We start from the raw sequence: 23,116 nt of genomic DNA, 5'->3' as shown, positions 1-23,116 counted from the left end.
GGTGTCACTGAAACGCAAGCAAGGCCCCTTATACCAGCAGATCCACAAGATCCTCAAAGACCGGATTCTGCACGGGGTATACCCGCTCGGCAGCATTATCCCCTCCGAGCCTCAGCTCGAGAAGGAGTTCGATGTCAGCAAAATGACGGTTCGCGGCGCGGTCCAGGAGCTGGCCCAGGAAGGCTATGTGCAGAAGAAAAGCGGCGTCGGAACCATTGTGATGCGCAATACCGCCTACCAGAAGCTCTCCAAAGGCAAACGGTTCACAGAGCTGCTGGTCGAAGCAGGCCATAAGCTGGAAAAGAAATTGCTCGCATCCCAGCGTCTCGCTAATGAAGCAGGAACAGAGGAATACAGCCGCTACGGGCCGTATTGCCAGCGGATCGAACGTCTGTATATTCTGGATGGCCAGCCCTATATACATCTGGTGCATTTCCTTACGGCAGCAGCCCTGCCCGGCGGGGGAGCGGCAGAGATGGGGGCAGACATCCAGTCCTTGTACGACTCGCTGGAGGAGAACGGTATTGTGCTGGAGAACTTCAGGGACCGCTTCTTCGTGGAGCCGGCACCATCCGAGGTATGCCTGCTGCTCAAGCTGCCGCCGGGGACGCCTGTGCTGAAGCGTCTGCGCAACTCCTATGACGGGGAGGGCCGGCTGATCGAACACAGTATCGGCTGCTATAATACGGAGCTCCATCACTATCTGGTCAGCTATGATACTTGAGGTGGAGGCTGATGAGCGCCGCTCCCTTGAACCCGCTGCTTGCAGCGGGTTTTTTAGGATTGATGTAGCCCGCGGCTAAGAATTGTGCCTGAAAAACAAGATTCGCTGAAACCTATCGGCTCTATCCCTCCAAAGTTGCAGAATGTACAGCATTTTGCAGGGAGGTTATTCTGGCTTGCTAAACTTAATAAAACACAGTGAATTAATAAGAATTTTATCTTTTCAAATGACATGGTTTGTGAGAGAATAGGTACAATCTTGTAGAGTTAACATTTGACATTACCTATTTTAGAGGAGGAAACACCCATGTCAGAAGAGCACAAGCTGTCCTTTGAAACCCTCGCCGTCCACGCAGGCCAGGAGATTGATCCCACTACTTTAGCTCGTGCCGTGCCGTTGTACCAGACCACTTCGTATGGGTTCCGCGATGCGGAGCACGCAGCGAATCTGTTCGCGCTTAAGGAGTTCGGCAATATCTACACCCGGCTGATGAATCCGACGACCGATGTGTTTGAACAGCGTCTTGCTGCGCTTGAGGGCGGGGCAGGTGCACTGGCGACCGCGTCCGGAATGGCGGCCATTTCCTTCTCTATTCTGAATATTGCCGGAGCAGGGGATGAGATTGTGTCCTCCGCAAGTCTGTACGGCGGGACTTATAATCTGTTCTCTACAACGTTGCCTAAGCTGGGGATTCAGGTGAAGTTCGTGGATTCCGACAATCCGGAGAACTTCCGGGCAGCGATTACGGACAAGACCAAAGCGCTGTACGCCGAGACCATTGGTAATCCGCAAGGGAATGTACTGGATATCGAAGCAGTGGCGGCTATCGCCCATGAACATGGAATTCCGCTGATTGTGGATAATACCTTCCCAAGCCCGTATCTGCTGCGTCCGATTGAACATGGTGCGGATATCGTCGTGCATTCGGCAACCAAATTCATCGGCGGCCATGGCACATCCATCGGCGGAATCATCGTGGACGGCGGCAAGTTCGACTGGAAGGCCAGCGGAAGGTTCCCCGGCCTGACCGAACCGGACCCGAGCTACCACGGGGTAGTCTACACTGAAGCTGTAGGCCCTATCGCTTATATCATCAAAGCACGGGTACAACTGCTTCGTGACCTCGGCGCGGCGATCTCCCCGTTCAACTCCTGGATGCTGCTGCAGGGACTCGAAACGCTGCATTTGCGTCTGGAACGCCACAGCCAGAATGCACTCAAGGTCGCCCAATATCTGGAGGCACATGATTCTGTAGAGTGGGTCAGCTATGCCGGACTACAGAGTCATCCATCCTATAAGCTGGCTCAGAAATATCTGCCTAAGGGCCAGGGCGCGATTCTGACCTTCGGAATTAAGGGCGGGGCGGCCGCAGGGGTGAAGCTGATCGAGAACGTGAAGCTGTTCTCGCATCTGGCCAATGTCGGCGATTCCAAGTCGCTGATCATCCACCCGGCCAGCACCACCCACCAGCAGCTGTCGGTCGAGGAGCAGATTACCGCCGGTGTTACACCGGAGCTGCTGCGTTTGTCCATCGGCACCGAATCCATCGACGATATCCTCTATGACCTGGAGCAGGCGATCGCTGCCAGCCAGCAGGGATAGAAAGGGTTAGCGGGAGCGGGCTGTGCTGGGGAGTGAGAGGTTGAACCGCTGAGCTGCCGAGCTGCCGGAGAGTTGTAGCCGGATAGACGGTGAGCAGAAGCCTTGTACTCCCCCCCCAACTGGTTTCAATTAGACACAGTTCCTTGCAACTTAGGAAGAGGAATTAAAGACTACTGTTTGATGCAGAATGTTTCTGTATTAGGCGGTGGTCTTTTTTTGCGGGAGCAGGGGGTGGGGTTGGGAGTGTGAGTGTGAGTGTGAGTGTGAGTGTGAGTAATGGGAAGAGGGTGAGGGTTTGCGAGGAAATAAGGAATAGTTTGTGAGAAAAACGGTTCGTGAGGGATTGATCCGCACTGAAACTGCCCGGCAATTGTACTTTCTGCAATAGATTAGGCTATATCCGGCGTTAAATTCCGTTCTGATGTATTCCATACAACAGATTTCCGGCACATGCCTCCAAAACACCCTTTCCGCGAAAATCTGCTGTACAAACTGCAACAGATCGCTTTTTACAGCCGCTAAAGAGAAGATCTGCTGTAGTAAATACAATTGATCACCAAGCGCCAAGCAGAAGCCAACCCGAACCCTAAATTAATTCGAAGTCTATAGAGATTAACAACAGAATATGTAAAGGTTACTTCCCGCCTACTTCAGCTCGCCTACCCATTGAAGCTCGTCACCCCACCGCATGTCCACTACTCATCCGGGTAAGATTTTGCTGCTGCATTCATTTGATAACGTTTGCATATTTCAGTGCCTCTGCCAGTATTTATAGATTGAAGCCTCTTAAAATGCTGGCAGCTTCTCCTCAGGGGGAGCGGAGCGGCAGTAATTCAAAGGTAAAGGGTGGGTGCGAGGATGAAGGGTGAACGCCAGCAGAAGGATGATCCAAACAAGGAAGAGCGCCCGTTCAAGTATAACACCGGCGACCGGACCATTGGCGTGGAGATGAGCCAGTCCGCATCTGTAGCTTCCGCAGCAGCGGAATTTCTTGCTGAAGGGGAGCCGCGTAAGGGAAAAGTGAACCGGGAGCGGACTTATTCGCGCCGCCCGGGGGAGCGCCAGGCTTTCCTGGTCCTGCGTGATGGAGCGGGCGAGCGGTCTCTTCAACGCGCAGAGCCGGGTGTCTACCCTGCGGGCCCTTGCCTGATCCGGGGCGAGGAATGGCTGCTTGCGCCGGAGGTCGCAGCACTCTATTCAAGCTGGATGTCATGCAGTGATGAGGAGCAGGCGGAGCGTATCCTGCAGCGGATCTGTCACCGGCTGCGGGCTGCTGCTGCCGACCTTCTGGAGTCGGCGGACGGCGTCTGGGCCGCAGTTGCTCTGCTCTACACGCCGGAGCTTGCTGCCCGCCCGGCCAGACTCGCTGCGCTTCAGGATGCGCAGCTTGATGCGCTGTTCGCCGCCGCGCTGCAGAGCCAGCGGCTGGGCGGCGACAGCCGCATCGACTTGCTGGCGCCGTACCCCGCCAGCCTGGAGGAATTCGCGGCGCAGCGCGAATTCATTGAGGGCGTGGCCGAGCAGACTCTCGGCCACGCTTATGCGGCAGCCTGCCGCATCGGGGCGCTGCTCGCGCCCGATGTGGGGCAGGCTGCCGCCGGGGAAATCGCGCGTATCGCCGATTTCCTGGTGCTGGACGGCGCGGCGGCGGAGGCCGCGCCCGGAGAGAACGCCGCCGAGGGCTTCGCGCTGGCGGCGGCTGGGGTGCTGGCCGCCGTACGCCGGGTGCGGCCGGCGGCTGCGGTGCTCGCCGCAGGGGCACCGGCGGCGTATGCGCTGGCCGATCTGTATGAGATCGGCATGAGCGGGGTCTTTTGCAGCGCGGCTCAGCGAACCGAAGCGCTGCTGCGGGCGGCCTGCCTGACCTGGATTGCCCGGCAGGACAATGTAGATGCCGCCGCCGGAGGCTGGCAGTAGCCGGGTATCTAGCGGTAGCTGGCAGTAGCGGCGGGCTGGCCTGCCTACACTGTCTGATCTGCCGCAAGCAGCCGGATCGGCAGGCAACGACCAATCCGGCTGCTCTATTCTTCACCATCTCCACAATCGTATGCCAACGAATTAACCGCAAAACCTTCGAAAATACACAACAACCCGATTACGCCAGGCCCTGGGGCTGTGCGGAATCGGGTTTTTAATCTAACTTAATAGGGTGTGTTTTATGTCGTCTGACTTATCTCATATGTTTAAGTCGTGTGCCCCAATCTGACCGTAGCTCCGCCCGGGATGCGGCGGGCTTCATTCCCCACTGAGACCCATACCTCCGTTGCCGACGGGTTATAGACCATCTTCTGCGAAGCGGAGAAGCGCAGTCCTTCCACAGCGGACAGGTAGTCCACGATCTCAATATTGGTGGCATACCAGATGTCCTCGTGACCGCCCATCATAGCGGCGAACTGCTCCAGCTCCTGCCAGTTATCATCGTCATTGAACTCATAGCTGTGTCCCCAGACATAGAGCAGCTGCATATAAGAGAAACGGGGCTTTTCCTCCAGGAACTTCTTGCCCAAGTCCAGCATCTCCTTGTGGTGGCAGGTAGGGTGCCAGGCTAGCAGGTTGTCCGGCAGGCTGAAGCTGTGGTGGGAATTCACCGTGCGGGAATATTCAATGCCCAGGGCAGGTAGTAGGGCGATAACATGATCATTGTAATTGCCGAACGGATAGGACATGCCCCGGACCGGATAACCGGCTAGCTCCTCTAGCGCCTTGCGGTCCGTCAGAATCTCATCGGCGATCCCCTCGCGCGGGGTCATGGTAAGGAACGGATGAGTGCTGGTATGCGCCGAAATCTCATGCCCCTCATAGAGTACAGCCACCTCGTCCTGCGAGATGTAGCCCTCATTGCCGAACAATCCCGAATTGAGATGAAAAGACCCCTTCAGCCCATGCTGATTCAGAATCTCCACGAGCTTCCGGTCGTAGGTTCTTCCATCATCCCAGCTTAATGTTAGCGCTTTAGAAACTCCGCCCGGAAAAAGATCAAATTTGATTCTCATACTTTGCTTTCCTCCCTGATTGTACGAATAGAGTGAAGTCCCAATAAGCTGTTCTTTCTAAGTTAAAGATAATAATTCATTAAAAATGATGCCAGAAGTGAGGACGGATAGCAAGACGCTTATTCAAAGAGATATTTCGGAGCTTGATCAACCATCTATTGGAAGGGGATTCACATGCTTAATTCTAGTAAAGTATCCGCACTTTTCTCATGTCGTTATTATGCTAAAGAAGGGCATGATCGTCAAGGAACCGGCCCGCCGGATACGTTACTCTAAAAGGGTAGATGACATAAGGTTGGAGGGACACGATGCAGCGTTGTTTATATAGAGCCGAGTGCCGGGAGGATGCTAATCCGTCAGCGTTCTGGGGTGCACAGACCCCGTTACTGAATGAACGCATGGACAGGCTGGGCCTTGAACGGCTGAGTATTTTTCAGGATGGTAAGGAGCTGTTTCTGTACTATGAATGCGCCAGCAGGGAGGTGGAGCCGGAGCAGCTATTTCAGGGTGCGGCAGAGATTCTTAAGGAGTGGCCGGGAGGGGGGCAGCCCCGGTTGTGGGTGCCTCTGATAGATATTTTTCATTATCAGCAGCCGGTCACCGCAGAACATTGGAAGCGCAGTCATTCGGGGGGGACCCCCTACGGAAGAGTGGCGGCGCTGAAGCCGGAGCAGGTCGCCAGCTATGTGTATCACCATTACCAGTATCAGGAGGAGCGCCCGGGAGACGGCGACAAGTACGGGATTATCGGGCTGCATGAGAACCTGCTGTTCTTTTATTCCGAGCTGCCTGCAACGGTAGAGCCTACCCCGTACGCAGGGAAGCTTACCACGAATCTCCGGCCGGAGAACTGGGGTGAGGTGATGGAGCCGCATTTCAGGAAATGGAGTGAGATGGAGACGGGTCAGGCCATTTGGAAAAAGCTTGCGCTCGTCCTAACCATCCCCCGCCCCCATTTAGGAAAAGGAGAATGAATATGTTACGTACATCCATATGTCTCAATGGCGAGTGGGATTTCATGCCGCTCTATGACCAGCCGCGCACCCGCGCCCTTCCGGAGAGATTGCAATACGAGGCCCGCAAAATACAGGTCCCATCGAGCTGGCGCTACAGCTATACTGCGCCTTCGGGCAGCAAATTCGGCGAAGTCGCCGAGTATCAATTCCAGCCCTTCGATGTGTACAGATACCCCGGGGAATGGAATGAGGCTGAAGCCGGGGTGCTCCACCGCACCTTCCAGGTGCCGGAGACGATGCTGGGGCAGCGGATCGTACTGCGGTTCGAGGGCGTTATGCAAAAAGCGGCAATCTATCTGGACCGCGAGCGGATTGCGATCTGGGAGGACGGCTTCCTGCCCTTGCGGCTGGATATCACCGCACTGGTGAAGTCCGGCCGGGAGCAGCATCTGCATGTAGTCTGCGGCAGCTTCGACACGGCGGTGCTTCCCTCCGGGGAGACCAAAATCACCGGACTCTCCGGCTCCTGGTTCGGCAGAATTGCCCGGGGCATCTGGCAGGATGTCTTCCTGGAGGCGTATCCGCCGGTAACGCTGGAGGATCTTACGATCCGTACCTCTGTCCGGCAGGGAAGGCTGGAAGTGGATGCTCTGATCAGCAGCACAGAAGAGGGCCCCTCACCCGAAGGTTTGCGGGTGCTCCTGCAGGTCAGGGAGCGGAAGTCCGGCATTCCGTCCGCGCAGGCAGAGCCGCCGCATCTGTCGCAGCCGCTGGCGGCTGTCCGTCCGCAGCCCGTACTTGAGGCGGAAGCCGCAGTATCGCTTCTTCCCGCGCAGGCTGCGGCCGGGCGGCAGTTATGCAGCAATACCGGCAGCCGGGAATGGGGCGGAGCGGCCTTCAGCCTGCCCTGGCAGGAGGCTATGCTGTGGAGCCCGGATTCCCCAGTCCTGTATGAGCTGGAGCTTGTGCTTCAATCGGACGGTGAGATTCTGGACCGCCGGAGCGAGACCTTCGGCTTCCGGGAGTTCTGGTGTGAGGGGCCGCAGTTTATGCTGAACGGGATTCCTGTTAATCTGCGGGGGGACTCTTGGCATTTTCAGGGGGCGGCCCAGCAGACTGAGGACTATATCCGGGGCTGGTACCGGATGTGCCGGCAGGCGGGCATTAACAGCATCCGGCTGCATGCGCAGCCCTATCCGTCCGATTATCTGCGGATTGCCGATGAGGAGGGGATGCTGATTGTCGATGAGACGGCTATCTACGGCTCCAGCAAAAGCATGGATGCCGCCCATCCCGATTTCATCGGCAATTGCCGCGCGCATGTGCAGCGGCTGGTGAAGCGGGACAAGAATCACCCTTCGGTCATTCTGTGGAGTGTACAGAACGAGATGCGCTGGGTGGACGGAAGGGATCACTACAAGCAGCATATTCCCGGCCTGATCGAGCTGATGAAGGCGCTGGATGATACCCGCCCGGTCATGGTGGAGGGGGATAACCGTCTGGTCTCCAGGCAGCAGACCGAGGTGGAGAGCCGCCATTACAATATTGACGGCACGATCGCGCAGTGGGACCGGCAGGTTCCGCTCACCTTCGGCGAGCATGGCGGCTGGTGGTACATCTGTCCGCAGAACAGCAGTATGTACTCGGGAATGGATGTATATAAGGATTCGGACACAAGCGCTGCCGGTTTAGCCCACAAGGAGCGGCTGTTCGTGGAATATGCACGGCGGCAGGGCGTCTCAGGCATCTCTACCTTTAACTTTGTCCACTACTTCATGCGGGCGATGCCGGAGCAGGAGCTGAAGCTGCCGCAGGCCGATCTGACCACACCCGGTCCTAAGCCTGCTGTGATTCGGGCCTACTCACTTTCGCTGAACAACGGGCTGCTGCCGGAGGAGTATCCGGTCTACAGGCCTAATCCTGCTTTTGCCATTATGGCCGCGGCCTTCAAGCCAGTCACGCTGATTGCCGCTGAATACAACCGCTGCTTCTTCGATGATGCGCCGGTCTCCCGCAGCTTCGATGTCTATAACGATACGCAGTCAGCGCAGGAAGTAACGGTCGAATGTGAAGTCATACAGGGCAGTCACAGGGTATATAGTGAGACCTTCCGCTTCCGTCATGAGCCTGCTCAGCGCCAGAGCATCCGCCTGGAATGGATGCCGGAGGCGGTCCATGGTGAAGGAGCTGGAGCAGGAGAGGGGGCAGGAATAGACGCAGCGGTAGGTGAAGGAGAAGCGACCCTGTCTGCCCGCCTGTTCCATGGCGGCGAGCTGATGCATGAGCTTGAGGTAAGCTATCGCCTGCTGTCCGGGAGCTGCCGGACTGAGCCGGTAGAGATCGCTCTGACCGCAACATACATTGGCTCTGACCGGGACTTCCAGGCGATTCACACGCTGGTGCCAGCTCTGGTCCAGGCAGAACCGGAAGCTGTAGAGAAGCTTGCGGCCGGAACCCTGCTGATTGTCGGCAGCAAGATGGAGGATAAGGACGGGGCGCTGGACCGGAGGCTGAGAGGATTCGTGCAGCGGGGCGGCCGGCTGCTGCTGCTGGAGCAGCTTCATCTCTCTCCCGGCAGATTGCCGCTCACCCGCAGGGAATTCATCCGCGCCCATGCCGGGGATTACGGGCATCCGGTACTTCGGGGATTAGGCGCGGAGGATCTGATGTACTGGCATGGGGAGCTGCGTGAGGACGGGTCGCTGCCGATCATCCGGGCGGCGTTCGAGAAGCCGGTAACCGGTGACTTCACCCTGCTGCTGGAATGCAGCGCAGGAGACTTCGGAGACGGCGGCGATCTGTGGTCACCGCTGCTGGAATACCGCAGCGGAGCCGGCATGTTCCTGGCAAATCAGCTGGAGATCATGGATCATCTCCAGCGGGTTCCCCAGGCGCAGCTGCTGCTGCGCAGCCTGCTGCAGTACGCGGGCCGCGCGGTCCACGCGGCCGCTCCCCCGGCTGCGGCGCTGAATGCCTCCGCGGGTCCTGGCATCGCGGCCAGCCCTGGCGCCGCCATCAAGCCCGCCGCCGTCACCGGGTCCGCTGCGGCTGCCGGGCGACCCGCCGCGCTGGCGCCCGCTGCGGCAAGGTCCGCTGCGGTGTGGGTCCGCAGCGGCGGAATGGCGGAGGCCTTGCTCGGCAAGCTCCGCCTGAAGGGCCAGAGCCTGGACAGCGCCGCAGGCTTGTCCGGCCTGCCCCCCGGCCTCCTCGTCGTGGAGGCCGAACTGCTGGGCGTGCCGGGCGCGGCGGAAGCCGTGCGCCAGGCAGCCCTGGCCGGCGGCAGCGTGCTGGTGCTGCCGGCAGAGCCCGGCGGGCAGGAGGCACTCGCCCGCCTGCTGGACGCTCCCGTGCGCATCGCGCCGCACGGCACGTATCATCTGGCGGCGGACTACGCGCACGCCGCCGTCCAGGGCATCAGCCCGGTCGACCTGTTCGGCTTCGATAAGGTGCATCTCTCACCCCGGAATGTCGTCAACCGGGAGCTGGCCGTATGCAGGCTGGAGGTGCCGGGCGCCGAGGTGCTGTGCACCAGCGTGGAAGGCACGGCCTGGAAGGACTATTTCGCCGGGCAGCATACGGCGGAATACAGCAGGCTGGCGCTAGTCGAGCTGAACCGCAGCCAGGCGGCAGCTCCAGGGGCTTTTGTGATCCGCCAGGCGGCCGGAGCGGGAGAGATCCTCTGCTCGCAGCTGCTTACCGACCCCGACAGTGACAAGAGCCTAAGGCTCTACGCCCGCCTGCTCGCCAATCTCGGAGCCGCTTTTGACGATGAGCTGCTGCTTCATGACAAGGAGGATGCGCAGTGGGCGGTGGAGGCCGCAATGACGCTGTTCTGTCCGCCGCATATCGACTACGAGGCGATGAAGGCCTACTATACAGACCCTGAATTCTCCCTGAACAATCTGGGGGAAGGCCTATACGGCTGGATGAAGAAAAAAGAACGGCGCACAAACGGAACCTTCCTCATTCCCGCACCGGAAGGACGCCCTCTGTTCCTGAGCTGCTTTGTGCACCTGCCGGAGACGGCGGATGCAGCCTCAGACAGCATGAACAGGGACGGCACAAGAACCGGCAGACTCCGGGTGAACTCGGCCTGTACTTTTGAGATCTATATGAACGGCAGACTGGTGGCAGATCCTGAACAGGAGATTACGCTGGCCAGCGGGATCAACCGCTTGATCGCCATCGTCAGGGGAGCGCAGGAGGATATCGCCTTCGGCATGGTGTTCCTGAATACAGACGGCACGTATATGAATGATCTGGAGTTCCGCCTGACGATGGATGAGGTGGAGCCCAAATGAGCAAGAGCAATGGAGAGGAGCAGACCGATATGAACGCCAATGAACCGGGACCATCCGCATCATCCGCACCGTTCACATCATCCGTACCACCCGCAGACCCATCTGGCCACGCACAGAGTAACAAGGCTGTAGAACCGCCTTTTGGGAGCAATTTGCTTGCCCGCACTGCTGAGCTGGACCAGTATTTCGCCTTCAACGATGAAGCGAGGGAGGTAGAGTTCAAGCGGCATGATATGCCGACTCCCTGGCTGAATTATTTATCCAACGGGACCTTCCATACGATGCTGTCCCATGCAGGCGGGGGACTATCTTTCTATAAATCTCCGCAGATCTGGCGGATTACCCGCTACCGTTTCTTCCATCTGCCGACCGACCGCTCCGGCCCGTATATTTACTTGCAGGATGCAGGAACCGGCAGCTACTGGTGTCCCACTTATGAGCCGGCCTTCCGGAAGCCGCAGGAGTGGCGGAGCAGCCATGGCATGGGCTATACCCGCTTTGAAGCGCAGGCGGATGAGCTGGCAGCGAAGACGGTATATTTTGTCGGGCCTTATGAGAATTCGCTGATCTGGAATCTGACGCTGACGAACAATAGCAGTGAGGTCAAGGAGCTGAACGTGTATGCCTACGCCGAGTTTGGGATGATGGAATTCATGCGCGAGCTGCAATGGCAATGCTACAACAAGCATCAGGTCTCGGTGCAGTACCATGACAAGGAAGCGCTGATCTACAAATACGGGGTGGAAAATCAGCCCAAGCCGGACGAAACCCCGCTGGTCTATATGATGTCCGATGCCCCGCTCGCCGGATATGACGGAGACCGTGAAGAATTCATCGGCAGCTACCGCAGCGAATCCAATCCGGCTGCTATTGAGCAGGGGGGCTGCACTGGCTCGGCCATTCTGGGAGGCGACCCCTGCGGCGCACTCCAGGTCCGGGTAAGACTTGCGCCTGGAGAGACCCGCACCGTGAACTTTTTCCTCGGAACAGCGATGAACGAGGAAGAGATTGAACGGGCCATCGGCCATTCACGGGAGGCGGATTTTGTCACCCGTTCCTATGCGGCACTTCAGGAGAACTGGGAGCGTTACCTCGGGGCGTGGAATTGTGAGCTGCCGGATCAGGATGCGCAGCGTATGCTTAATACCTGGAATCCGTATCAGGCGCAGCGGAATTTTCTGTTCTCGCGCAATATTTCGTATTATGCCACCGGCACCTTCCGGGGCGTAGGCTACCGGGATACGGCCCAGGATACTCTGGCGGTCGTACCGTACGATCCCGAGGCAGCCAAGGATAAAGTCCGGCTGCTCCTGGGGCAGCAGTACCAGGACGGGCATGTGAATCATTATTTTTTCCCGAATGAGGGCTGGGACCCGGTGACCAGCATCCATTCGGATGATCACCTGTGGACGGCGCTTGCCGTATGGGACATTCTGGCCGAGACCGGGGACGCGGCGTTCCTTCAGGAGAGTATCCCGTTCTATGATGGCGGTGAAGCGCCGCTGTATGATCATTTGAAGCGGGCGGTGGACTTCACCGTCTCCCGGCTGGGACCGAACGGCTTCCCGCTGATGCTGCGCTCGGACTGGAATGACCAGCTTTTCCGCGTATGCCGTGAGGGCAGGGGAGAGAGCATCTGGACAGCGATGCAGTTCGGGACCGTGCTGCTGCGCATGAAGGATCTGGCGGCGGCCTCCGGTTACCCGGAGCATGCGGCGGACTATGACCGGCTCTACGGGGAGCAGAAGCAGCTTGTGAACACGCTGGGCTGGGACGGGCAATGGTTCCGGCGGGCGGTGATGGATGACGGGCGGTATCTGGGTACCGCTGAGCATGAGGAGGCCCAGATCTGGCTCAATGCGCAGACCTGGGCGACCCTGTCCGGGATGGCTGAGCCTGACAAGGGGCTGAAGGCGATGGACAGTGTGCGTGACATTCTAGATACAGAGCTGGGCATCAAAAAACTGCATCCGTCCATCACCACCTTCCCTGATCCCGCCGATCCGTTAACCAACTATAACAAAGGAACCGGGGAGAACGGGGCCGTCTTCTGCCATGCCAATACCTGGGCAATTATTGCGGAGTGTATGCTGGGTAGAGGGGACCAGGCGTACAAATATTACCGCCAGCTGATCCCGAACGTCGCCATGGAGCAAGCCGGAGTCCAGCGCTACAAAGCGGAGCCGTATGTCTATGCCTCGAACCTGTTCGGGCCGGAGTCCGACAGATTCGGTCTGGCGAACGTATCTTGGCTGACCGGGACGGCCGCATGGATGTATGTAGCCGCTACGCAGTACATTATGGGCATCAAGCCGGTGCTGGCCGGACTGTCCATTAACCCGTGCATCCCGTCTTCCTGGGAGGGCTTCTCGGTCAGCCGGCGGTTCCGTGGCTGCGAGTATGAGATTACCGTGAAGAACAATAGCCATGTCTGCTCAGGCGTCCAAGAAATTCGGGTGGACGGCGAACGGCTCGAAGGAACAGTCATCCCCCCATACCCGCACAAACAATCTGTGAAAGTGGAGGTCATACTATAAACGGTAGGCTTTCTGTAGAGACAGAGTGTATAAGTTAGACTCACAGTTTATAAGCAGTATATAAAAAAGTGTCCCGCCATCGGCTCCTAGCAATGCCCGTGCGGGACACTTTTTTTGGTGTGCAACGACAGCCGGTTGATGCAATGGGGAACTGCGCACCTGGCCCCACCATTTGAAATCGCTGGATTAATGAGGTGCAGAAGTGCACCTGAATTCACCTAAAGTGGGAGATATGTGGAAATGAAGTGCAGAAGTGCACCTGAATTCACTCAAAGTGGGAGATATGTGGAAATGAGGTGCAGAAGTGCACCTGAATTCACCTAAAGTGGGAGATATGTGGAAATGAGGTGCAGAAGTGCACCTGAATTCGCCTAAAGCGGAAGATACGTGGAAATGAGGTGCAGAAGTGCACCTGATTTCGCAGCTGAACTATAAGTTACTGTTAATGACATTAAACAAATTCACATCCTTAGCTGCCACCTCGCTAAAACGCCCTCATTAACCTCATTAACTCCACGAATCCCAAGCACCGCCACTAACCGTACTAAACACACTAATCAACTAGCGCCCCAGTAACCGCCTTAATCGCCTTAATCTCCTAACCCGCCTAGCCCGCATTCCCTTCATCCGCCTCCCTAGCAATCTGTACCCTTTCCCCAGGTTTACCCTATTTCCCAAAAATCAGGCTTGCCCCCGGGGTTTACTTTTACTCCTTGCGTGGTATAGTATAGGTATAAGTTGCGCTAAGGAAATATAGTTGCTCTATTGCAACAATGATTATCATTCTCATTTATCTCTCAGGCATGTCTTTCTTTTAGTCATCACTTTGAGTCATGCCATCATCCCAGTCATTATCCTCAACAACCATACCTATTCAACATGCTGTCCCGGCGATGCCGGGGCAGCATGTGTCATTTTAAGGGTGTTAATAATGGCTCTCATTCTCAAGTGTGCGCTTAACCAAAACCATTCAGGAAGGTGATTTATTATGCAAGCAACCTCGAAATCAATGCCCAAATCCATAGCGCGTCAAGGAGGGGCGCAGCAACCCCGTACTCCGGGACCGCGCCGCTTCGATCCGCTGGCAATGCTCAGCAACTCCGAAATGCAGGCCGCTCTGGGGAGCGGGCTGATTATGCTCGCAGCCTGGGCTACCAGCGGCTGGTCGGAGGTCTTGTCTGTAATTCTCTACGTGATCTCGTATACACTGGGCGGCTGGATGAAGGCGAAAGAAGGCGTGGAGACGCTGGTCAAGGAGCGTGACCTGGATGTTAATCTGCTAATGATCGCAGCTGCCCTGGGGGCCGCCTCCATCGGGTACTGGAATGAAGGGGCGATGCTGATCTTCATCTTTGCGCTGAGCGGAGCGCTGGAGAGTTATACGATGGAACGCAGCAAAAAGGATATCTCCTCTCTGCTGGCCCTCAAGCCTGCCACTGCGGTCCGCATCGAGCAGGGCGCGATGAGTGAGGTAACCATTGATCAGCTCGTGCTGGGCGATCTGCTGCTGATCCGTCCGGGTGAGCTGGTTCCTGCTGACGGCAAGGTGTGCCGGGGGGAATCATCTGTGAATCAGGCCTCCATCACGGGAGAATCGCTTCCTGTAGACAAAACTGTCGGCAGTGAAGTATTCGCCGGCACCGTTAATGGAGAAGGCCCCCTGTATATAGAAGTGACGAAGACTGCCGAGAATACGCTGTTCGCCAAAATCATCCGCATGGTGGAAGAGGCGGAGAACGAAGTGCCGGATTCGCAGCGTTTTATCAAACGGCTGGAATCCGTATATGCCCGAGTTGTGGTGGCTGCCACAGTACTGCTGATCACCTTGCCGCCGTTTGTGCTGGACTGGAGCTGGAGCGATACGTTCTACAAGGCCATGGTCTTCCTGGTCGTGGCGTCCCCGTGTGCGCTGGTATCCTCAATCATGCCCGCCATGCTGTCGGCTATCTCCAAGAGCGCCCGCAAAGGCATCCTGTTCAAAGGCGGGGTTCATCTGGAGAATATGGCGCGGACCTCGGTTGTTGCTTTTGACAAAACGGGTACTCTGACGGAAGGCATTCCGCAGGTCACGGACTTCATCGCCGGAGAAGGGTATGTGCGGAAAGAGCTGCTGGCCGTGAGTGCCTCCATCGAGAAGCTGTCGGGGCATCCGCTGGCAGAGGCCATTGTCGCACTGGCGGAAGCGGAGCAGATCGGGCTGCGGGATATTGAAGAGAGCCAGTCGGTTACCGGCTGGGGAATTGAAGGCGTCATAGACGGCCAGTTGTGGCGGATCGGCAAGTCCAATCTGCTGGATGAAGCGGAAGGGGCGGCTGCCGGGGCGGCTACGGACCATTGGAAGGCTCTGCGCAGCAGTCTGGAACAGGAAGGCAAAACGGTATCGCTGATCCTTGCCGGAGAGACCATCGCCGGAATGATTGCCCTGCAGGACACCGTTCGCCCCCAGGCGGCGGCTGCCGTGCGCAAGCTGCATGATCTGGGGATCAAGGTAGCGATGCTGACCGGTGACCGCGAGGCTACAGCCCGGGTCATTGCGGGGCAGAGCGGCGTTGACCTTGTGTTCGCCGGGCTTTTGCCGGAAGATAAGGTATCGCATATCAAGGCGCTTCGGGAGCAATACGGTCATGTGATCATGGTAGGCGATGGGGTGAATGATGCGCCTGCGCTCGCAACCGCAACGGTTGGCATGGGCATGGGCATGAAGGGCAGCGGGGCTGCACTGGAGATTGCCGATGTGGTACTGATGAATGACAACATTGAAGAGATTGCCGGGACGATTGCCCTGGCGCGCCGGACGCAGCGGATTGTGAAGCAGAATATGATCTTTGCCGTAACGGTCATTGCCGCCTTGATGATCAGTAACTTTGTGCAGGGGATTGCGCTGCCGTTCGGGGTGGTCGGGCATGAGGGAAGTACGATTCTCGTTATCCTTAACGGATTGCGTCTGCTGCGTTAGAAGCCGGTGCAATGTAGGGAGCAGCAGAATATGTGCCCCCGCTTATTTTAAATTGCTTAAAATTGAATTGTTCACAAAAAGGAGCGTTTACAACGGTTCTGACATATTGACAACTCCCCTTGAGGTGATCATAATAAATACTAGATTATAATTATTTTAAATAAGGAATGGCGTCTTTTCCGTCCATCTCAAGGGGGATATCATCATGTACAAATCAATTATTGTCGGTACTGGACCGGCTGGATTGACAGCTGCTATATATTTGGCCCGGGCGAACCTGAACCCGCTCGTTATCGAAGGTCCGCAGCCAGGCGGACAGCTTACAACTACAACGGAGATCGAGAACTTCCCGGGATTCCCGGAAGGCATTCTGGGTCCTGATCTGATGGATAATATGCGCAAGCAGGCAGAGCGTTTCGGTGCGCAGTTCGTGACCGGCTGGGTGAACAGCGTGGAACTGGGTGACCGTCCGTTCAAGCTGAACGTGGAAGGCATGGGCACGCTGATTACGGATACGCTGATTATCTCCACGGGTGCTACTGCCAAGTATCTCGGGATTCCCGGGGAGCAGGATAACATCGGACGCGGGGTCAGCACTTGTGCTACCTGTGACGGATTTTTCTTCCGCGGCAAAGAGATCGTGGTGGTCGGCGGCGGCGATTCCGCGCTTGAAGAAGCGGGCTTCCTGACACGTTTTGCTTCCAAGGTAACCCTGGTGCACCGCCGTGAAGAGCTGCGGGCCTCGAAGATTATGCAGGACCGTGTCCGCGATAACGCCAAAGTGACCTGGGGACTGAACCGCACCCCTGTTGAAGTGATTGCCGGAGATAAGGGTGTAACCGGCCTGAAGGTGATCAACAACGAGACCGGGGAAGAAGAGTTCATTGAAGCCAGCGGGGTATTCGTGGCGGTCGGCCATCATCCGAATACGGCATTCCTGGGCGGACAAATCACTACGGATGCAAACGGTTATATTGTATCGAATCCCGGAACCTCCGAGACGAACATTCCCGGCGTATTCGCCTGCGGCGATGTGCAGGATACCCGTTACAGACAGGCCATCACGGCTGCAGGCAGCGGCTGTATGGCGGCTATGGATGCCGAGAAATATATCGAGAGCCTGGAGCACAGCGCAGTAATTATGTAAGTCTGGCATTTGGAGAAGCACGGATTCCGGTGCTACAATAGAGCTCAGAGTCTAATACTTAGATACGAGGAGGAAATCATACTATGGAGAATGTAATTGTATACACATCGACGAATTGCCCGCATTGCCGTCAGGTGAAAAGCTTCCTGAGCGATAAAGGGGTAGCGTACGAAGAACGCAACATCGAGCAGAACGAAGAGTACGCCCAGCAGGTGTGGGATATGGGCATGAGAGCCGTGCCGATTACGGTGATCGGGGATATGAAGATCGTAGGCATGAACAAAACCAAGTTCGACAAGGCTCTGGCTGCAACGGAGTAATTAGCTGAATAGATTGAATAGCATACACAGGCCGCTTCCCGCTGGGAGGCGGTTTTTTTGTATATTTTGGGGTCCCCGTAAAGTATCTGAGTCATCATCGAGACTATAGCTGCACTTTTTGGGGTTATTTTTGGCGGTGCTGCTGCGGGATGAGTACTTATTATAATCGTCTTCGTAGTAAGGATGCTTAACATCCTACTTAGTACTCGACTATCCTCAAAAAGTAGTAGGGGAAGCAATGGGATTATACAAAATAATCCTTAAAAATTATCGATTGGGTAGTAAAAGAGATCTAATAATTCACCTACTAAGTGAAGGATTATCGACAACCGTTATTGTTAGGGAATGACAATGACAAGGGTTGATTCCCGCGATATCACCTCCACATCAAAATGAAAAGGGTGATTAATATGGCTAACGCGAAATATCGACAAACAACCTGGAATGGAATTACAGTAGATTATATTGAAGCAGATATGTCCACAATACGGATTAAAGATTTGGGGGGGACAAATCTCACAACCTCTAGCGAGTACGGGATTAACGGGACTTACTTTGACGATACTACGGGCTATGTTCATGGTATTGCCGTAACATCCGGTGGTACTCCAGTAAGAAATTATGCTTCAACCAATGCAACATTAAAACGCGGCACGCTTGTTTGTATGCGACCCAATAACGGAACAAATCAAGTAGCATATGTCTCGGTCATCAACAAGATTGCTGACTTGTCCATTCCGACTGGCTGGATTGATTGGGCAATTGGAGGTGTCAGCTTAAAGTTGCAAGAAGCAGTTTCTAGCGAAGCTGCTTACAACAATCTCGTCAAGGATGAAAAAGGAAATCTAAGCTTTGGTGCTAACTTTCGTGCTGCAGTAGGTTATAATGGCAGCAAAATTATTATGGCTGCAATGACCAAAGCCACAAATTGTACAGCTTTGGACGCGAGAGGTATCATGAAATATCTTGGATGTACTGATGCAGTTATGTTGGATGGCAGCACAGCATCACAAATTCGTGCGAAACAAGTAAACAGCAGCGTACCTTACGTCTCAGGTGGTCCACGTAACATCTATAGTGTTATCACAGTAAATGGAGCAACTTGGTCTTAATACAATCATGCTTTTTATGGGAAATCCATTATTTGTTTCCTTTTTAATACATAATTGTGTAACCTTTTCTCATTGATAACGTCTAATTTTATATCATCCAAAAAGGTGGGATAAAATGTCAAAGTATATTGCTAGATTGGCTTTAAGCCTTTCAATGGTCATGTTCTTGTTGTTATCCTGTAGTAATGCGGCTCCAACGGGTGAATTAAATCAAGCAACCAGTACGACCTCACACAACAACTTGAAAGACAATAGCAACGAAAAAGCATCTGAAACAGATCAGTCAAAAAAAAATACCTTTAAAGCTGAACTAGCATTTGATGTGAGTTCTTTAGAAAATCAGTTATCCGAAGACCAGCGGCCACTGCTAAATGTTCTTGAAAAAAATCTAAAGGCACTTGTTGAGCACAACCACGAGGAGTTTCAAGCTGGGTTTGTTAATAAGAAATTAGCTGATGCCTTAGACTTTTACTATGGTGAAAACCTCCAATATAAGTTCACGGGTGTTGAAAGTGTAGAATTCAATTCCACAATCAAAAACCAGGTGCATATCACAGTCATTGGGGAATGTTTGGACAACAAGACTGGAAAGTTAGACTCAATTAAAATGATGTATGCCATTCGGCTGAATGAGAAAGGTACTTGGAACATATACACAATTGATTAACGCACCTATCCGTCATCATTAGAGCTAAAGTCTAACAATTGGTTACAACCGTGTGCGGAAAACAGAACACAATATGCAGGAACGAGGTCTGTGGGGGACTAAGGCATGACGAAGTGAGAGAAACAGCCGGGCGTTGAGCAGTTATAGAGTCTCCTGCGCAACGCGCCGGTCCATCAAGTAAGAGACATGAACATCTGAAAGACAGCATAGACGGCAATGCCGCTGGCGATAAGGAGGAATCCCGATTTCTTCCGCGACTGGAACAGACGCAGGACACCGAGGCTGACGAGCGGAGCAATGATGAGCAGCAGCAGCAGCACCGCTATGAACATCTTCGCCGAAATATCAGACGTATCAACATAAGTCATGGATTCTCTCTCCATTTCAGAAAAAAAGGGTATGGTGACAAATGTCACACAAGTATCCTTATTATATAGGATAGCTACTCCTTTTAGAGCAGGAAATGCAGATAAAAATGCGGCGATTTTAAGAAATATAAGAATTTATGCGCTAGCCAAAAGTGATCCTACTTTAATCACGCAAAAACAAGCCGCGTCATAAAAAGCATGCCGCAGCTGTTCCGCTTGTAAATATGCTTTATAGGGTCACGCGGATATTGCCCAGAAAATGCATGACCGCTGAAAATCCCGCTCCAATCATGGTTCCCCGGCTACCCAGCCTGGAGAAGGTGATTTCGAGCTGCTGCTTGTGGTAGGGGAGGGTACGCTCAGCCACGACCCGGCGCAGCGGCTCGACGAGCCACGGCTCCGCCTCCGATAGAGCGCCGCCGATAACGATCAGCTCAGGATTGAAGCTGTTGATCAGATTGGTCACTCCGATCCCCAGATACTCGCCGATGGAGTTGAAATGGCTTAGCGTGTCAGGCTGCCCCTCAAGCGCATACTTGACCAGTCCGGTCGTTGTGCGGGCCGGGAGGGAGAGGCCGGGGTTATCATAGGTTTTCTCGGAGGCGTACAGCTCCCAGCAGCCCCGGCTGCCGCAGCTGCAAGGCTTGCCTTCCGCTTCAATCGTCATATGTCCGGTCTCGCCCGCATAGCCGCGCGCTCCCTTATACAACTCTCCGCCGATAATAATCCCCGACCCGATCCCCGAGCCTGCGCTGATATACAGCAGATGGCGAACATCGCGTGCTGCGCCGAAGTTCAGCTCCCCTTGCGCACCTGCATTGGCCTCATTATCAATGGTGACCGGCACCGCGAAGGCGCTTTCCAGAATCGAACGCAGATCAACCATCTCCCAGCCCAGGTTGGGTGCGAACAAGACAACGCCCTGCTCATCGACCATTCCCGGGACGCCGACACCAATGCCCACGAGTCCGTAATGAGAAGGCGGGGCGGTAGCGATCAGCTCCGAGATCATCTGCTGCATCTGCCCGAGCACATAAGGGAAGTCGTGGTTCTCCAGCACACTGTCCCGTTCATGAAGAATGCCGCCCCCCAGGTTGCAGAGTACAGCCTTAAGCTGTTTCACACGCAGCTCGAGCCCGATTACAGTTCCTGCCATTTCGTTAAAATGCAGCATTAGCGGCTTGCGCCCGCCGCTGGATTCCCCGGGTCCGGCTTCTGTAACCAGCTGCTGCCCGCATAGCTCGGCTACCAGATTGGAGACGGTAGCTTTATTAAGGCCTGTCACCCCGGATACCTTGGCCCGTGAGATAGGAGAATGCTTACGGATGGTATGTAAAATAATCGATTTGTTAATTTTTTTGACCAGCGCCTGATCACCGGTAACTTTCAAGCAGCACACTTCCTTTTGCAATATAAGAATTTATAGGTCTCATACAATAATGTTCGTCCGGTCTGCTGATCGGCGGCATGTAACAATGAGGAAAGCCGTTGTTTCAGGATAGAACGGGGGCCTTGCACGTGCGGGAAGAGGGTAGCTGTGAAGCTGCGCTCCGCTGCGCGGGTATGCCCCCTAGTCTAGAATGAAGAGCGCAAAAATGCAACTACATCCATTGAACTGGAGCGAAAGTGAAATTTCATAATTTTATATATATGGAATTTAAAAGGGTGGGTATAGGCTCTGGGATCAATCGAAATACCGAGAAAAATAAAAATAAAAAAACTTTGTTTAACCAATATACAAAGTCAAAGAGATGTGTTAAGATGATGCTGTAAACGCTTGCGGGCGAAGCAAAATATCGAGGAGGATTTTACAAATGGCTTATTTTGAAACAGTGAGCAAGATCTCTTACGAGGGAAGCCGTTCCACCAACCCTTATGCATTCAAATTCTACAATTCCAAAGAAATCGTAGCCGGCAAAACAATGGAAGAACACCTGAAATTTGCAATGGCTTACTGGCATACATTAACAGCTGGCGGTTCCGATCCGTTCGGCGCTGAAACTGCAGTCCGCGCTTGGGACAAACTGAGCACGCTCGACAAGGCTAAGGCCCGTGCTGAAGCAGCATTCGAATTCATGGATAAGATGGACCTGCAGTACTACTGCTTCCATGATGTGGACATCGCCCCTGAAGGCGCGTCCCTGCGTGAATTCTACAGCAACATCGATACCATCGTAGACATCCTTGAACAAGGCATGAAGGCTTCCGGCAAAAAATTGCTGTGGAACACTGCCAACATGTTCACCAACCCGCGCTACATGCACGGTGCAGGCTCCACATGCAACGCTGATGTATTCGCACACGCTGCTGCACAAGTGAAGAAGGGTCTGGAAGTGGGTAAACGTCTGGGCGCTGACAACTATGTATTCTGGGGCGGCCGTGAAGGTTATGAGACTCTGCTGAACACCAACATGCAGCTGGAGCAGGACAACATTGCCCGCCTGTTCAGCATGGCTGTTGATTATGCGAAGGAAATCGGCTTCGACGGCCAGTTCCTGATCGAGCCTAAGCCGAAAGAGCCTACCAAGCACCAATATGACTTCGATGCAGCAACTTGCATTGCATTCCTGCAGAAGTACAACCTGGATAAGCACTTCAAGCTGAACCTTGAAGCGAACCATGCTACACTGGCTGGCCACACCTTCGAGCATGAACTGCATGTAGCCCGTATTAACGGTATGCTGGGATCACTCGATGCGAACCAGGGCGATCCATTGCTCGGCTGGGATACAGATGAATTCCCTGCAAGCATCTACGATGCTACACTGACTCTGTATGAAGTACTGAAGAACGATGGTCTGGGCAAAGGCGGAATCAACTTTGACTCCAAAGTACGCCGTCCTTCCTTCGAGCCTGAGGATCTGTTCCTGGCACACATCTCCGGTATGGACGTATACGCTAAGGGCCTGAAGGTAGCTGCTAAGCTGCTGGAAGACGGCGTATTCGAGAACTTCATTGCTGATCGTTACAGCAGCTTCAACGAAGGCGTTGGTGCTGACATCGTATCCGGCAAAGCGACACTGGCTTCGCTGGCTGACTACGCGCTGAACAACGAGAGCCCGCGTCCGAACAAATCCGGACGTCAGGAATTGCTGAGAGCTACACTTAACCAGTACATCCTGACTGCTGAGTAAGACGCTTCGGGATTTGCGGGATTGTCCGCAGATTCATTAGAGAATACACGCAACGGGGGTTGCTGAAGAGAGCATTCTTCGGCAGCCCCTTTTTTAATGCAGACTCGCGGGGTTTCCTGCGTAGTAGGGCATCGGAACTGCAGAAGTGAAATTATTCCATAAATGCGCTAAGTCTTGCGGATCTAGGACCGTGTGAGTGTATTTTGTGCAGTAGAATGCTCTAATTTCGCTGGGAAACAGCATTCTGCTGTATTCCGTACAACAGATATTTGAGGGTACCCTACAAAACAGACTTTTCA

At 54.7% G+C, this 23,116-nt stretch carries 15 protein-coding genes; 12 read left to right on the top strand and 3 right to left on the bottom strand.

The window, feature by feature from the left end:
• Nucleotide 1 precedes the first annotated feature (1 nt).
• The 3 genes from MKZ07_RS18900 (at nucleotide 2) to MKZ07_RS18890 (ending at nucleotide 4,243) form a co-directional block, all read left to right on the top strand.
• A complete protein-coding gene (locus tag MKZ07_RS18900; RefSeq protein ID WP_036694914.1) occupies nucleotides 2–724 on the top strand; it encodes a GntR family transcriptional regulator in 723 nt (240 codons plus the stop codon).
• A gap of 306 nt (nucleotides 725–1,030) precedes the next feature.
• On the top strand, nucleotides 1,031–2,326 hold the full coding sequence (locus MKZ07_RS18895; RefSeq protein WP_036694915.1) for a homocysteine synthase: 1,296 nt from the start codon (nucleotides 1,031–1,033) through the stop codon (nucleotides 2,324–2,326).
• Nucleotides 2,327–3,184: 858 nt separating this feature from the next.
• Nucleotides 3,185–4,243: a hypothetical protein gene (locus MKZ07_RS18890; RefSeq protein ID WP_341027128.1), complete on the top strand. Its 1,059-nt coding sequence runs from the start codon at nucleotides 3,185–3,187 to the stop codon at nucleotides 4,241–4,243.
• A gap of 266 nt (nucleotides 4,244–4,509) precedes the next feature.
• On the opposite strand, the gene MKZ07_RS18885 is transcribed toward MKZ07_RS18890, so the two are convergent.
• Nucleotides 4,510–5,319, bottom strand: coding sequence for a polysaccharide deacetylase family protein (locus MKZ07_RS18885; RefSeq protein WP_341027126.1), 810 nt, complete (start codon nucleotides 5,317–5,319; stop codon nucleotides 4,510–4,512).
• Nucleotides 5,320–5,627: 308 nt separating this feature from the next.
• Here MKZ07_RS18885 and MKZ07_RS18880 point away from each other — a divergent pair, with 308 nt between their 5' ends.
• From MKZ07_RS18880 to MKZ07_RS18845, 8 genes are all read left to right on the top strand, one after another.
• Nucleotides 5,628–6,293 carry a hypothetical protein gene (locus MKZ07_RS18880; RefSeq protein ID WP_341027124.1) on the top strand — a complete coding sequence of 222 codons (666 nt, stop codon included), beginning with the start codon at nucleotides 5,628–5,630 and terminating at the stop codon, nucleotides 6,291–6,293.
• A 2-nt stretch (nucleotides 6,294–6,295) separates the two neighbouring features.
• A complete protein-coding gene (locus MKZ07_RS18875; RefSeq protein ID WP_341027123.1) occupies nucleotides 6,296–10,576 on the top strand; it encodes a glycoside hydrolase family 2 TIM barrel-domain containing protein in 4,281 nt (1,426 codons plus the stop codon).
• Entirely contained in the window at nucleotides 10,573–13,113 is a 2,541-nt protein-coding gene (locus tag MKZ07_RS18870) for a GH36-type glycosyl hydrolase domain-containing protein (protein WP_341027122.1), read from the top strand. The genes MKZ07_RS18875 and MKZ07_RS18870 overlap by 4 nt, the downstream gene beginning before the upstream one ends.
• A gap of 988 nt (nucleotides 13,114–14,101) precedes the next feature.
• Nucleotides 14,102–16,069, top strand: a complete 1,968-nt coding sequence (locus MKZ07_RS18865) for a heavy metal translocating P-type ATPase (RefSeq protein ID WP_051493450.1) — start codon at nucleotides 14,102–14,104, stop codon at nucleotides 16,067–16,069.
• A 205-nt stretch (nucleotides 16,070–16,274) separates the two neighbouring features.
• The gene (trxB, locus tag MKZ07_RS18860) at nucleotides 16,275–17,216 is read left to right on the top strand and encodes a thioredoxin-disulfide reductase (RefSeq protein ID WP_036694921.1); all 942 of its coding nucleotides are present in this window, start codon (nucleotides 16,275–16,277) and stop codon (nucleotides 17,214–17,216) included.
• 83 nt (nucleotides 17,217–17,299) lie between these two features.
• Nucleotides 17,300–17,536, top strand: coding sequence for a glutaredoxin family protein (locus tag MKZ07_RS18855; protein ID WP_036694922.1), 237 nt, complete (start codon nucleotides 17,300–17,302; stop codon nucleotides 17,534–17,536).
• Nucleotides 17,537–17,946: 410 nt separating this feature from the next.
• Complete coding sequence (locus MKZ07_RS18850) at nucleotides 17,947–18,648, top strand: phosphodiester glycosidase family protein (protein ID WP_036694923.1); 702 nt, start codon at nucleotides 17,947–17,949, stop codon at nucleotides 18,646–18,648.
• A gap of 115 nt (nucleotides 18,649–18,763) precedes the next feature.
• On the top strand, nucleotides 18,764–19,315 hold the full coding sequence (locus tag MKZ07_RS18845) for a hypothetical protein (protein ID WP_036694924.1): 552 nt from the start codon (nucleotides 18,764–18,766) through the stop codon (nucleotides 19,313–19,315).
• A gap of 173 nt (nucleotides 19,316–19,488) precedes the next feature.
• Here MKZ07_RS18845 and MKZ07_RS18840 read toward each other — a convergent pair whose 3' ends face one another.
• The gene (locus tag MKZ07_RS18840) at nucleotides 19,489–19,683 is read right to left on the bottom strand and encodes a hypothetical protein (protein ID WP_036694925.1); all 195 of its coding nucleotides are present in this window, start codon (nucleotides 19,681–19,683) and stop codon (nucleotides 19,489–19,491) included.
• Between the two features lie 229 nt (nucleotides 19,684–19,912).
• Nucleotides 19,913–21,073 carry an ROK family protein gene (locus MKZ07_RS18835; protein ID WP_076159752.1) on the bottom strand — a complete coding sequence of 387 codons (1,161 nt, stop codon included), beginning with the start codon at nucleotides 21,071–21,073 and terminating at the stop codon, nucleotides 19,913–19,915.
• 424 nt (nucleotides 21,074–21,497) lie between these two features.
• On the opposite strand from MKZ07_RS18835, the gene xylA reads away from it, so the two are divergent.
• Nucleotides 21,498–22,817: a xylose isomerase gene (xylA, locus tag MKZ07_RS18830; protein ID WP_036694948.1), complete on the top strand. Its 1,320-nt coding sequence runs from the start codon at nucleotides 21,498–21,500 to the stop codon at nucleotides 22,815–22,817.
• Nucleotides 22,818–23,116: the final 299 nt, after the last annotated feature.

The sequence above is a fragment of the Paenibacillus sp. FSL P4-0338 genome (assembly GCF_038002365.1).
Lineage (GTDB): Bacteria > Bacillota > Bacilli > Paenibacillales > Paenibacillaceae > Paenibacillus_AQ.
This window is presented reverse-complemented; position numbering and strand designations above follow the sequence as displayed.